This is a genomic window from Candidatus Babela massiliensis (assembly GCF_000513475.1).
Classification (GTDB): Bacteria; Babelota; Babeliae; order Babelales; family Babelaceae; genus Babela; species Babela massiliensis.
On the sequence record NC_023003.1, the window covers coordinates 864,743 to 879,293 of the forward strand.

The following is a 14,551-nucleotide window of genomic DNA, read 5'->3' on the forward strand; positions in this document are numbered from 1 at the left end:
AAAGCGTTAAAACTAAAATGCATTAAAGTTAATAAGCAAGATATTAAAATCTTATTTATTTTAATCATAGTATACTCCAATAAATATGCTTAATAAAAAAGAAAGAGCGTTTTATCGCTCTTTCTTTTTGTTTATTTTAGATTTGGAAAAAATATTCCTAGTTCTCTTTTTGCTGTTTCAGGGCTATCAGAGCCATGAGTTGCATTGGATCCTATTGATTTTCCAAACATTTTTCTAATTGTACCCATAGCGGCATTCTTAGGATCTGTTGCTCCCATCAATTCTCGCCATGCGTTAATTGCATTTTCTCTTTCTAAAGCCATTAATATTACTGGTCCAGAAATCATATATTCAACCAACTCGTTAAAGAAAGGTCTGTCTTTATGAATATCATAAAATTCTTCCGCTTCTTTTCTTGTTAATTGAACTTTTTTCAGTTCTAATATTTTAAACTTATTTAATTCAATAAGATAAATTATAAAACCTGCTATATTATCTTGGACAGCATCAGGCTTTATTATTGCAAATGTTGTTTCATTCGTTATCATTTTGTGCTTCTTTTTGTCTTAACTTTTCAAGTTCAAGTTGTAATTGAGATTTAGGTTGATCAGATTTTCTATTATCTTTTTTAGAATATCTATCTTTATTATCTTTAGAAGCAGCTTGTTTTTTAGCTCTTGCTTTTTCTTGTGCTACTTGCTCATCAGATTTCAAGCTTAAACCAAGTCTATGTTCTTCTTCACTAACTTTCACAACTTTAAATTCAGTTGGTTGGCCAGATTTTAATAGTTCTTCAAATTTTTCGTTATTAGAACCAATTTCAGAAGAATGGACTAATCCTTCTATTCCTGATGCCAATCTAACAAAAGCACCAAATTTATTAATCTTGGCTACTTGGCCTTCAACTATAGAACCTACTGGATGTTTCTTCTCTATTTCTGTCCAAGGATTTTCAGATAAATGTTTAATAGATAAAGATATTCTCTTATTCTCTTTATTAATACCTGTTACTACAGCTTCAACTTCATCACCTTTTTTGTATTTATCTGATGGATGTTCTATATGTTCAGTCCATGATAGATCTGATATATGTACAAGGCCATCAACACCAGGAGCTAATTGTACAAATAAACCAAATTCAGTTATATTGCTGATTTTACCTTTGATTTTTTGTCCAACTTGGTAATTTTCGCTTATTGCTTGCCAAGGATTCTTTTCAAGTTGTTTAATACTTAAAGACATTCTGCGGTTTTCTTTATCAAGAGAAACTACTAATGCTTCAACTTTTTGACCTACTTTAAAGTTTTTATGTAAATCACTTATTCTATCGGTCCAAGATACTTCAGATATATGAACAAGACCTTCTACACCTGGTAGAATTTCTATAAATAGACCGTAGTCTGTTATACTTGAAATAGTGCCTGTAACTTTAGAACCAATTTGAACATCTGCTGGAATTTTTTCCCATGGATTTTCATTAAGTTGTTTTAATCCTAGAGAGATCTTTTCATTTACTTTATCAAAGGATAGTACTTTAACGGTTATAGTTTCACCGATTCTTACTAATTCGCTTGGATGAGCAATTCTGCCCCAAGTCATATCGGTAATATGAAGTAATCCGTCAACACCACCTATATCGATAAAGACACCATAGTTTGTGATATTTTTAACCACACCTTGGATAACTTGTCCAACTTCAAGTAAATCAAGAATCTTCTTGCGACTTTCAGATCTTTGTTCGTTTAAGTATTTTCTTCTTGAGATAATAACATTACCACGTTTTTGATTTACTTTTATGATATTTGCTGTAACTACTTGACCTACAAATTGATCAAAATCGGTTACTCTTTGAACATCTATTTGTGATCCAGGTAAGAATGCCGGTACACCAATATCTACACTTAAGCCACCTTTTACTTTATGAGTAACTACGCCTTCTACTGGCTTACCTTCCTCAAAAAGTTTAATTATTTGTGACCAAGCTTTCATAGCTTTTGCTTTTTCATATGAAAGTAATACATTACCTTCATTGTTTTCTAGTTCATCTAGAATAACTTCAATTTCAGAACCTGGCTGTAATTTTTTTAATTCATGATCTGTAAATTCGTATAAGGGGATAAGGCCATCTGATTTATAGTTAATATCTACTAGAACTCCCTCTGGGCTTGCTTTTATAATTTTGCCCGTGATGAGGTTTCCTTTTTTAAACTGATCAAGAGTTCTTCCATAAAGAGATGAAAGTTCTTCTTGTTGTTCCGGGCTAAGTTGTAGTTCCTCATCGCTAAATATTGCTTGAGCTTTACTAAACTGCTGAGGTTTTATACGTTCTTTGGACATTTAAATGCTCCCTACGCAACTTCTTAAAAGTGCGATTTAATCGCCAAAATAAGAAAAGGTTAAGATTGTTAAACATATTATTAATTTTGTCAGATTAATAATACCATATAATTAATAAATTTACAAATTCCATTAAAATGGGAATAAAAGATATAGGCAATAGTTTATATTAAGTTCAATTGTGATATTTTAAAATAAAAAAGAGGAAAAGAAATAAGTTTCTTTTCCTCTTTTTATTAATAAAATTTAATCAAATTTTATTCTTCATCAGCTTCATCTTCATATCTATCTTGTTCAAGATTATCTTTGATGTAGTCTTTTAATTCTTGCAGTTTTTCTTTATGTTCTTCCTGTAATTCTTTTGCCTTGTCACGGAATTTTCTGCAATGTTCTTCCCATTGTTTGGAATGTTTTTCCATTAAGTGTATCTTATCCCATAATTTAGCTTTTAAGAATTTAGCTTTATGTTCTTTGTGTGCTATAGGGTCTTGTTCATATTCATCAGATTTAAAAGCGGTTGCTTTTTCTGCCATTTTGTTAACATATTTTTTTTCAAGTTCATATTTATCTTCATGTTGCTTAGCCATTAAATCAATGGAATTAACAAATGATTCTTTTTTGTAATTAAACCAATCCTTTTTACATTTTTTTGTAAGATCAATTTCTTTAAGAAATGCCTGTCTAAATGCTTGTATGTTACCATAGGCATTATTAAAAATTAAACCAGATATAGACATTAATCCTAAAAGTAGATATTTTGTGTATTTCATAGACTATTCCTCCTTTTTTATTAGTCAGATATTTAGTGTATAATACTATAATAAAACAAATTTATTTATAATTGCAATATTTTTAAAAATATTATTTCTTTTAAAAGCAATGCAATTATAAATGTTTTTTCTATTAGATACTTAAAAGGATAGATATGAAATAAAAATATTAATTAGATTTGAAATAATCAACTACTATTTGAGACCAACTTTCTAGTAGATCATAATATTGATTGCATTCTTCTAATGTAAAGAGTTCACCACTTTTTAGTTCAGATTTAACTTTGATTGAATCTGAATCTCCTTCGATTAAGAAAACAAATCCGATATGTACTTGTCCTACTGCATTTGAATCATCATTTAAAATGCCAATTAGGTTTACTTTATAATTTCCTTGAAAGTCTACCTCTTCTTCAAATTCTCTTTTAGACCAGTCAATTATATCTGCGCTGACAATATCTTCTTGTCTTATATGTCCGCCAATTCCTAAAGAATACTTGTTTTTAAGACGTTGTTCTGTAGCTTTTGATTGTCGCTGCATCAAGAAATATTTATCTTCATTTTTGAATACTAAGTATGGGATAATCTGTTTATAATTAGGATCATTTTCCATTAGACTTCTTGGCAAAAATTCTTTATGATCGCTAATTATTTGTAAATAACTTTCCATTTCTTCTTTATCAATACTTTTTAAACCTGAGAAATCACCTTGAGGGAAAAGTTTTTCTCTTTTAACTACTAAAATCAGTTCGTCTACTTTATTAGTAATTTCGATTTTATTTTTTATATTTTCTTGATTCATAATTGACCTTAGACTTATTTAGATTTTTATTAAAAACAGAATCCAATTTTGCATAATATAAATATAGAGGAGGGAGATTAAAAAGTATAAAATCTTTACTTACTTGATGCTTACTTTTAAATTCATCTATAAACATATGTTTTTTTAAATATATTTCTTTTTCTTCTTGATTTAAAAATAGAGTACTGATTTTACCAAACGCTGCATATTCTACCCAGAATATAATTCCATCTAAATCTATTAAGCTGTGATATTTTTCTAATATATTTTTTACTATATCGGCTGTAAAATATTTAGTATTAAATGGTATGGTAGATATTATAAAGTTGTATTTAGTCTTAGGATGCCACTGTAGTATATCTTGGTAATATATTTTGACTTTACTATTATTTTTAAATTTTTTGTCTAATATCTTTGAAAATTCTTTATTAATTTCTACAAGATCTATAGTAAAATTAACTTTATGTTTTTCAAGATTAGAAATAATATATTGGGATAAAGAGCCTGTTCCTGGACCGGCTTCTAATATTTTGATCTTTTCTAGTTTATTTTGTTTTATTGTTTCTAAAATTTTATTTAATATATGATCGGCTGTTGTATGGGAGATAGGTGCTATAGCACCTGTAATTCCTATATTTTTATAAGCTTCTTTTAGAAAAAAACCGATTTCATTGAACCAAGTGCTTTTTAAAAGTAAAAGAACTAGACATAATATAGCTAAAATTTTGATTCTTATATTTTTCATTTTTAATTTGTTTTAGAGTTGTTTACTTATTTTAACATAAATTGATTCTTTTTCAATTTTATTGATTTGTCTAATAAAAAATATAGTTTATTTTTTGTTTGTTTATTAGCTTGGCTTTAATGAAGGCAGTTTCGTCAAAATTATCTTTAAGATTTACATCAATAGCATCTTTACAGTTCTTTTATTTAAGTAATATTTTACTATGTCTGTTTTGTTTGGACAATCAGGATTAGAAGTTATCATTAAAATATTTTTAAATTTTTTGACATATTGTGCTTATATTTCTATTAGTGTATAATTATCAAAAAGATGCAATTAGATAGGGTATATCAGTTATTCTTCGATTGTAATAAAAAGGGATCTAATAATATGTTGAGATGCAAATTAAATATAATTATTATTTTTGCTTTTCTAGATAGTAATTTAATAGCTTGATGATTTCTTTATGATTATTACGCTTTGCTAATGTTAAAACTATACTTCCTAAATCATTTAGTAAATTTAGCTTTTTAGTCTGATTATATTCAAGTAATGCCCTAATGCTTTCTATATCTCCATCAACAGTTGCCTTTATTAAAGCAACATAGCCAAATTTGCTATCATGTAGGTTAATATTAATTAGATCCTTACCGCTCTTGTATTCAAGTAATAATTTAAATATTTTTTTATTTTTAAGATTTGCTGCTATTTTCAAAGCTATTTGAATATTTAAATCAATAGGATCTTTGCCGGTGTATTGAAGTAATAATCTAATGATTTTTGTGTGTCCATGATGAGCTGCTATTATTAAAGCAGTATTGCCAAGATTATCCTGAGTATTAATATTAGCTCCTGCAATTATTAATTTAGTAGCTCCTTTTATATTCATTGAATTGAAGCTAAGTTTGCTTAATTTTTGATTAAGGTCATTTTTAGTCCAATTTTTATATTTTCCTATAAACAGATCTTTTAATTCTTTTAGTTTATTATTACTATTAATTTTCTTGTTATATATTTTTATTAAAATCGGATCTTGTCCCAATTTGTTAAATAATCTACAGGTTAATTTAATATGACCTAATGTTTGTTTAAAAATTTTATCAGATTCATTATAAAAGTGGTAAATATCTTGAGCTTGATCTAACTGCGAAATCTGTTTATCTAAAAGTTGATCAAAAATATTAATAAGAACCTCGTTAGGTATGTTAAAGAAAGAGGAGTCTTGGTTAATCCTTTTATTTTCTTTCTCTTGCATAGCGAGTAGGTTATTCATAATTAAATTTAAAATTGATATAAATATTATGTATTTTATATTTTTCATTTTTATTCATCATTTAAAGTTATATTTTACTGATATATTGTATACTTCATATTTTTAACATTTATAATTGTATAAAAATAGACAAAGTGTCAAATTGTTATATATTTTTCAAATAAAAATTTAAATTATATAAGATAATACTTGATCAATATTTCATTAAGATAAAGGCTTATTTACATTAATTATTAAGTTTTAATATCATAAAATATAAGTTTATTGTTGAGCTAAAGATTAAAAATCGATAAGTTGTTTGTAAATAATAATTTTATATATTTAAGTGAAAGAGTAAAAAGATGGAAAAGAACAATCTAAACAATTTAGATAATAATTTGTTTAATTATGTTGACAATCTGCTTGAAGATTTAGATTTTAAGAATAATTCTTATTTTTCGGCTTTGCAAGATAAGAAATTTGATAAAGAAGATTTTATAGAGACCCAGATACAATTTTATACTGTTGCTAAATTTTTTCCTAGATTTTTACTAGAATTGGTTAACAAGTTGCCTGATTCAGATTTAAGATTAAACATAATAGAAAATCTTTACGAAGACCATTGTCAAGGTGTTAGTAAGGATAATTTAAATACTTTTTTGTCTTTTTTAAATAATTTAGGTGTGTCAAAACAAGATATAGAAAAACGTCAATTATGGCCTGAAACGCGTATGTTTATAATGTCTGCTTGGGGTACTTGTGCTTTGGATGATAAATTAGTGGCAGCTTCTCTTTTAGGTACCATTGAATATATGTTTTTATATATTTCAAGTACACTTGAAGATTATGTATTGAAAAATAATTGGCTTTCTCAAGAGCATCTTGGTTACTATACCTGTCATGAAAAATTAGATAAAAAGCATGCTAAAGACTTTTTTGATTTAGTTTCAAAAAGTTGGGAAATTGTAGAAGAAGAGCGTTACTATATAAAACAGGGAATAAATTTAGGTGCTTATAGCTTAAATTTATTGTTTAATGAGCTTTATAAGTATAGAAAACAGCGATTATATAGAAAGATTACTCAAGATCATATTAGAATAAATTATTAATTTTTAAAATTATAAATTATAATTAATATTAATATTTGTTTATTAATTAAGCAAAAGATATAAAATATATTTATATATAGTTTATATGTTGCTAAAGGTATATTATGAGTTATGATTTTGAAAAAATAGAGAAGAAATGGCAAAAAAATTGGCAAGATTCGCCAGTTGCTCAAACTAAAAATGATAAATCAGGTAAAAAATTTTACTGTCTTGATATGTTCCCTTATCCCTCTGGTTCTGGTCTTCATGTAGGCCATTGGAGAGGTTATGTTTTATCTGATGTTTATTCAAGAATAAAATGGTTGGAAGGATATAATATTTTACATCCTATGGGCTGGGACGCTTTTGGTCTTCCTGCTGAAAATGATGCTATAAAAAAAGGTATTCATCCTGCTATTAATACTGCTTCTAATATTGCTAATTTTAAAAAGCAATTAAAAGAAGTGGCTGTTATTTATGATTGGTCAAAAGAAATTAATACTACGGATCCTAATTATTATAAATGGACTCAATGGATATTTTTAAAAATGTTTGATGCTGGTCTTGCATATGAGCAAGATATGCCAATTAACTGGTGTCCTGCGTGTTTGACAGGTCTTGCAAATGAAGAGGTAGTCAATGGCGAATGTGACCGTTGTGCAACCCCAGTTGAGCAAAAAAGGATTAGGCAATGGGTTTTGAAAATTACCGATTATGCTGAAAAGCTACTTAAAGGACTTGATAAATTAGAGTGGCCTGAAAAAGTAAAAACTATGCAGAGAAATTGGATAGGTAAAAGTGAAGGAGCTGAAATTACATTTCAAGTAATAGCTCCAGATGGTTCACTTATAGATCTTCCAGTTTATACAACTTGTGCACATACTATTTATGGTGTTACTTTTTTATCTATAGCTTCAGACCATGATTTAGTGCCTTTAATTGTAACTTCTGATTATAAAGATCAAGTCATTGACTATCAAAATAAATATGCTTCTTTAGTTGGAGCAAAAAAGCTAGAGGAAACAGGCAAAAAAACTGGAATTTTTACCGGTGCTTATGCTTTGCATCCTATCACTCAAGATAGATTACCAATATACCTTGCTGATTATGTTTTAAAAGGTTATGGTACTGGTGTAGTAATGGGAGTTCCTGCGCATGATGAAAGAGATTTCGAGTTTGCCAAAAAGTATGATTTGCCTATCAAACAAGTAGTACAACCGTATAAAGGTTATAAAAATACCGAATTAACTCAAGCGTATACCGAAGATGGTATATTAATAAATAGTGATGCTTTTGATGGAGCACAAGCCTTTACTGTTGGAAAAGAAAATATAATCGATTTTCTTGTAAAAGCAAAAAAAGCAGAAAGAAAAGTAAATTATAAACTTAGAGATTGGATATTTTCTCGTCAAAGATATTGGGGAGAACCTATACCTCTAATTCATTGTCCTAAATGTGGTATAGTTGGAGTGCCTGAAGATCAATTACCTGTAACTTTACCAGAGGTAGAGAGCTATCAGCCAACAGGTACGGGAGAATCGCCACTTGCCGCTATAGAAGAGTGGGTTAATGTACCATGTCCTAAATGTCATTCAAGAGCAAAACGCGAGACTAATACTATGCCTCAATGGGCAGGTTCTTCTTGGTATTTTTTGAGATATCCAAATCCTGATTTAAATGATAAACCTTTTGATAAACATGAACTTAAGTATTGGTTGCCAGTTGATTTATATGTCGGCGGCATAGAACATGCTATATTACATTTACTTTATGCTAGATTTTATACTAAAGTTCTATACGATTTAGGATATTTAACTTTTGATGAACCTTTTTCTCATTTATTTAATCAGGGTATGGTAACTAAATATTCTGAAAAGAGTAAAAAAGTAGAAAAAATGTCTAAATCAAAAGGTAATGTTGTTAATCCAGATGAAATGGTTAAAGAGTATGGATCTGATGCATTAAGAATGTATATTTTGTTTATGGGTCCACCTGAGCTTGATAGTCAATGGCAGGATTCTGGACTTGATGGTATAAAGCGCTTTTTAAATAGATTTTGGTTATTTATGACTCAAGAAAATAGAGTTTCTAAAGACATTAATTATCAAGAGGCTATTGAAATAGTAAAGCGTATTAATAGTTTTATTAAAGATTTTCAAGAGCGTATTGATGCTTTTAAACCAAATACAGCTATATCTTCTTGTATGGAATTGTTAAACGATTTAACTGATCAAAATAAACACAAAGATGTAGTGCTATCATTCTCAAGTACTGAGAAAATACTAGTTTTATTATCAACTTTAGCTCCTCATATATCTTCAGAATTGATTGAAAAATTATTAAATAAACAATTGCAAGATTGTTCATGGCCTACTTATGATAAAACTTTAATCAAAGATGAATCTTTTACTATAGCAATTCAAGTTAATGGTAAATTAAGAGGAACTATTGATGTTGATGTAAATGCTCAAGAGGATGAAATTAGATCTTTGGCTTATCAGCAAGTTTTTAAATGGCTTGAAGACAAGATGCTTATGAAGCATATTTATGTTAAAAATAAGCTTATTAATTTCATTGTAAAGTAACTTTTGCTTTATAATTTTTTAAACCCGAGTTTATCCTCGGGTTTAATTTTGTTAAATTTTTCTAAATTGTATCTAAATCTAAAATATTTTTAATCATTATAATTATTTTTACATTTAATTTTTGCGCATTTGACAACTAGGCGATATTGTTATACGTTAATTAATATAATAATATTGTCAAATAACAATAATAGAGGTTATAATGTTAAATATAAGTCGAAAAAATAAAGTTTTTAGTTTGCTATTAATATTGTCTTTGGGTTTACTTTCTAAACCATTATTAGCTATGTCAAAAGATGAAGTAGAAGATTCAAAATTTAAAATACCTGTGTTTAATTCCTGTAATATCTCATTAGTTGAAAGATGTGCTCGTTATATTACTGCTAATAACATAGATTGGAAAGCTAATGACGATGTTCAAATTACTCAAGATTTAAAAGAGTACATGAAGAAGATTCAAGAAATAGAATCAAGAAGAATGCCTGCAAGGCTTAAAGAGTTATTTTTAAGTATAGTTAATTCTAATTCTTTGGAATCAATATTGAAGGTGCTTCAAGTACTAGATAAACTAGACAATCATTTTACTCAAGAAGAAGCAGATGTATTAAAAAGTCTTATATCTATCTGTCCTCAAAATTTATTTAAAATAGATCCTTATGCGACTACAGTATTGTCATTATTATCATTTGGTTTTTCTAATGTTTTAAAATCTGAATTAGAAGAAATAAAAAATTTTTACGAAAATAAAATAACTTCCAATGAAGATTCTTTAGAAGCTAGATATATTCTGTTTAACCTATATAAAAGTACTAATAATACTGAAGGAGTGAATAAATTATTGCTCAATACTATTGCTTGCGATCATGAATTATACCATTTAATGGTAATTATTGGTTCAGGCGCAGAGCTTAAAGTCAAAAATATAAAACAAGTATTGAATGCTAGTAATCATATGGGGGTTATTGACAGGGTTGTGATTGATTTATACAGTAAGCGTGAATTGTTAAATCCTATTGAAAAAGAAGAATTATTACAAGATATATTACAATTTAAGGAAAAATCTTTAAATAATTTGGATAATAGATTTAAATTTGTCTATGATTATACATTGTTAATGTATATTTATTATTTAATGGATGATCAAGAAAATGTTGAATGCATTATAAAATATATTCTTAATTCAACTCCGGAAACAGATTTCTTTACTTATGCTAATTTGACAGCATACTATAAAATGACCGGTCAATCAGAAAAAGTTACAAAGATTATGTCTGATAGTTTTAATTCTTACTGTGACTTAGTGGCTGATGCGCTTAATAAGCGGATCTAATTTTAATTTAATGTCCGTTTCTCTTTTATTAATTCCTATAAACAGACAGGTAAAATTAGATTGAGGATAAAATTTTTGAAAAATTAAGAGTGAGTTAAATATTGTAGATTAAGTTGCTCATTAGTACTTAAAAAATAAGAAATAGTCAGTTAAGCTTAACTGACTATTTCTTTAAATAGCTTAAACATAATTGCTAATCTAATTTTTGATAAAATTTATTGTTACAGTGTCTGACTTTGAATTTAAAATTTTATGTTTCATTTGATTACAACTTTAGCTTGCTTTAGGCCAAAAATTTGGGTTAATTAATAGCCTCTGCTATAAAATCAAGCTCTATTTTATCTTTACTACTGATAAAATTTAGACCAACAAGTATTATCTTCTTATTTTTATCTAAAAATCTCTGGTAATACTTTTTATCTTTTATTTGTTGAAGAGCAATTTCAGCAGATTGATTAACTTTAAATTCAAAGATATAGATAATATTCTTAGTCTCTAAAATTAAGTCAATTCTACCAGCATTAGTAATAGTTTCCGATTGAGCATTAATAGACAGTACACTTAAAATAAACTGAATTAAAGTATGATAATCTTTTTCTTTTAGATCTTTAGTAGTTAGAGTATATGGAATATGAGCAAATATATTTTGAAGAATATCAAAAAACTTAATTAAATCATTTTGATCGATGGCTCGTTTTAGATTAAGCATCTTAGTAGCAGTAGTATTAAGATCATAAGTAGAAAGAGCAGTAAGCAGATAATTAGTAAAAGATTGTTTTATCTCAAAGTTAGGAAAGTTAACTTTAAAGCTATTATACTCTTTATCATAATCAGTAATAGTTAAATAACCGGTTTGAAATAATAGAGCAATAATATTGATATTACTAATATCAAAAGCTTCAATACTGTTATAAGAAAATTCAGCATTTTCTATATCTTTAATTTCATAATATTTTTGTTTAAGTAACACTATTAAAAATTCAGGATTACCAGAAGCTATCCAATAATTATTAATCTCTCTTTTATCTAAAGCATAAAGAACAGAAAAAGGGTTATAAACTCTAGTATCTATCTTTGAAAAACGGTAACCATTATACCATTTTTTGAGTTTATCGATTAAAGCTTCAGATGTAATATTTTCTTGATTAGCAAAATTATTAATATAGGGCATAAAGTTATCGATAAGCTCTTGTTGAGTATAGCCAAGCAATTGAGCAGCTTTAGGATCAAGAGTAATATCGTTTAAATTATTAAGACCTGAAAAAACAGAAGTTCTTGCGAATTTAGAGACTCCGGTCAAAAGAACGGCCCTTAAATTAGCATCTTGAGCTTTAATAACGCTATAAAAACTTTTTAGAATTTCCCTTTGTTTTTCAGCTTCTTCTATATTTTTAATATGATCAAGTATAGGTTTATCGTATTCATCTATTAAAATTACTACTTTGTTTATTTTAGATAGATTAACTATCAAATGATATAATGCACTCTCAGGGCTTTGATTTTCGTCTAAATTTATAGAATAATTTTTGGCAATTTCAATCAAATGATTAACGATTTCTATTTCTAGTTGTTCTGAAGATCTATGAGCAATAACTGAAAAATCTAAATGAATAACCGGATGCTCTTGCCAGACATAATCACTATTATATATCCATAAATCTTTGAAAATCTCTTTGTTGCCTAAAAATAGTTCTTTTAAAGTTGAGACTAAAAGTGATTTGCCAAATCTTCTTGGTCGTGATAGAAAATAATATTGTTTGTAACCGTTAAAAAGATCGTAAATATGCTTTGTTTTATCTATATATAAAAAATTGCCCTCTATCATATCTTTAAAGGAACTTATATATATTGGTAATTTTTTTAACATAATAATATTCCAGTTTTAATGAAATTCTTCTGATATAAATTCAAGATTATTATCCAAATTATTAAAATTTAGGCCAACAAGTATTATCTTTTTATTTTTATCTAAAAACTTCTGATAATACTTTTTATCTTTAATCTGTTGAAGAGCAATTTGCGCTGATTGATTAAATTTAAATTCAAAGATATAGATAATATTCTTAGTCTCTAAAATTAAGTCAATTCTACCAGCATTAGTAATAGTTTCCGATTGAGCATTAATAGACAGTACACTTAAAATAAACTGAATTAAAGTATGATAATCTTTTTCTTTTAGATCTTTAGTAGTTAGAGTATATGGAATATGAGCAAAAATATTTTCAAGAATATCAAAAAACTTAATTAAATCATTTTGATCGATAGCTCGTTTTAGATTAAGCATCTTAGTAGCAATAGTATTAAGATCATAAGTAGAAAGAGCAGTAAGCAGATAATTAGTAAAAGATTGTTTTATCTCAAAATTAGGAAAGTTAACTTTAAAGCTATTATACTCTTTATCATAATCAACTATGGTCAAATAACCGGTTTGAAATAATAGAGCAATAATATTGATATTACTAATATCAAAAGCTTCAATACTGTTATAAGAAAATTCAGCATTTTCTATATCTTTAATCTCATAATATTTTTGTTTAAGTAACACTATTAAAAATTCAGGATTACCAGAAGCTATCCAATAATTATTAACCTCCCTTTTATCTAAAGCATAAAGAACAGAAAAAGGATTATAAACTCTAGTATCTATCTTTGAAAAACGGTAACCATTATACCATTTTTTGAGTTTATCGATTAAAGCTTCAGATGTAATATTTTCTTGATTAGCAAAATTATTAATATAGGGCATAAAGTTATCGATAAGCTCTTGTTGAGTATAACCAAGCAATTGAGCAGCTTTAGGATCAAGAGTAATATCGTTTAAGTTATTAAGACCAGAAAAAACAGAAGTTCTTGCAAATTTGGAGACTCCAGTTAAAAGTACAGCTCTTAAATTAGCATCTTGAGCTTTAATAACGCTATAGAAACTTTTTAAGATCTCTCTTTGTTTTTCAGCTTCTTCTATATTTTTAATATGATCAAGAATAGGTTTATCATATTCATCTATTAGTATTACTACTTTATTTATCTTAGAGAGATTTTCAATTAAGTCTTTAAGGGTGGCACCAGGCGTTTTATTATATTCTAAAGTAATATTATAATCTTGGGCTATTTTTTTTAACGCATCATTTAAGTTAATTCTTAATTCATTTGAAGTAAGATGTTCTATTTGAGAAAGATCTAAATGAATAACCGGATGCTCTTTCCAGTCATAATCACTTGAATATATCCAAAGATCTTTAAAAAGTTCTTTATTTCCTGAAAATAATTCTTTTAAAGTCGAGACTAAAAGTGATTTTCCAAATCTTCTTGGTCGTGATAGAAAATAATATCTACTACCTGCTATAAAGATATTATAAATATGCTTAGTTTTATCGATATACTTATAATTATCATTAATCATAGTCTTAAATGAACTAACATCTATAGGTAATTTTTTTAACATTATAATCTCTCAAAATATAGTGAATGTTAACAAAGACTTTATTTGTTATAACTAACACAGTTCTTAATAATTTAATTAAGGTCTTATTAATTTTAGTATAATAGATAACAGATAAATTATAAAATTAATATTAATGGATTTAAATTTTTAACAGTCCTAGTTAGTTCAAAATATACTCTGAATTTCCATTGTATTAATTAATCGTTGCAATTTTTTATATA

Annotated in this window: 11 protein-coding genes; 3 read left to right on the plus strand and 8 right to left on the minus strand. The window is 27.0% G+C overall.

Annotated elements, in window-relative coordinates; genetic code table 11:
• Window positions 1-131: 131 nt before the first annotated feature.
• The 6 genes from ndk to BABL1_RS03985 form a co-directional block, all read right to left on the minus strand.
• A complete protein-coding gene (ndk, locus tag BABL1_RS03960; protein WP_023792694.1) occupies window positions 132-548 on the minus strand; it encodes a nucleoside-diphosphate kinase in 417 nt (138 codons plus the stop codon).
• Window positions 535-2,337 carry a 30S ribosomal protein S1 gene (locus BABL1_RS03965; RefSeq protein ID WP_023792697.1) on the minus strand — a complete coding sequence of 601 codons (1,803 nt, stop codon included), beginning with the start codon at window positions 2,335-2,337 and terminating at the stop codon, window positions 535-537. The genes ndk and BABL1_RS03965 overlap by 14 nt, the downstream gene beginning before the upstream one ends.
• 257 nt (window positions 2,338-2,594) lie before the next feature.
• On the minus strand, window positions 2,595-3,107 hold the full coding sequence (locus BABL1_RS03970; RefSeq protein ID WP_023792699.1) for a hypothetical protein: 513 nt from the start codon (window positions 3,105-3,107) through the stop codon (window positions 2,595-2,597).
• 169 nt (window positions 3,108-3,276) lie between these two features.
• Window positions 3,277-3,909 carry a Phosphoesterase MutT/NUDIX family gene (locus BABL1_RS03975; RefSeq protein ID WP_023792701.1) on the minus strand — a complete coding sequence of 211 codons (633 nt, stop codon included), beginning with the start codon at window positions 3,907-3,909 and terminating at the stop codon, window positions 3,277-3,279.
• Window positions 3,884-4,654: a class I SAM-dependent methyltransferase gene (locus BABL1_RS03980; RefSeq protein WP_023792704.1), complete on the minus strand. Its 771-nt coding sequence runs from the start codon at window positions 4,652-4,654 to the stop codon at window positions 3,884-3,886. The genes BABL1_RS03975 and BABL1_RS03980 overlap by 26 nt, the downstream gene beginning before the upstream one ends.
• A gap of 397 nt (window positions 4,655-5,051) precedes the next feature.
• A complete protein-coding gene (locus tag BABL1_RS03985) occupies window positions 5,052-5,906 on the minus strand; it encodes an ankyrin repeat domain-containing protein (RefSeq protein WP_171814738.1) in 855 nt (284 codons plus the stop codon).
• A gap of 341 nt (window positions 5,907-6,247) precedes the next feature.
• Between BABL1_RS03985 and BABL1_RS03990 the strand changes: the two genes are divergently transcribed.
• From BABL1_RS03990 to BABL1_RS04000, 3 genes are all read left to right on the plus strand, one after another.
• Window positions 6,248-6,994, plus strand: coding sequence for an iron-containing redox enzyme family protein (locus BABL1_RS03990; RefSeq protein ID WP_023792709.1), 747 nt, complete (start codon window positions 6,248-6,250; stop codon window positions 6,992-6,994).
• Window positions 6,995-7,098: 104 nt separating this feature from the next.
• Window positions 7,099-9,558, plus strand: coding sequence for a leucine--tRNA ligase (gene leuS / locus BABL1_RS03995; RefSeq protein ID WP_023792712.1), 2,460 nt, complete (start codon window positions 7,099-7,101; stop codon window positions 9,556-9,558).
• A gap of 202 nt (window positions 9,559-9,760) precedes the next feature.
• The gene (locus tag BABL1_RS04000; protein ID WP_023792715.1) at window positions 9,761-10,888 is read left to right on the plus strand and encodes a hypothetical protein; all 1,128 of its coding nucleotides are present in this window, start codon (window positions 9,761-9,763) and stop codon (window positions 10,886-10,888) included.
• Window positions 10,889-11,189: 301 nt separating this feature from the next.
• Here BABL1_RS04000 and BABL1_RS04005 read toward each other — a convergent pair whose 3' ends face one another.
• Together BABL1_RS04005 and BABL1_RS04010 are read right to left on the minus strand one after the other, a co-directional pair.
• Window positions 11,190-12,755: an ATP-binding protein gene (locus tag BABL1_RS04005; RefSeq protein WP_023792718.1), complete on the minus strand. Its 1,566-nt coding sequence runs from the start codon at window positions 12,753-12,755 to the stop codon at window positions 11,190-11,192.
• 15 nt (window positions 12,756-12,770) lie between these two features.
• On the minus strand, window positions 12,771-14,330 hold the full coding sequence (locus BABL1_RS04010) for an ATP-binding protein (protein WP_023792720.1): 1,560 nt from the start codon (window positions 14,328-14,330) through the stop codon (window positions 12,771-12,773).
• Between the last annotated feature and the right edge of the window lie 221 nt (window positions 14,331-14,551).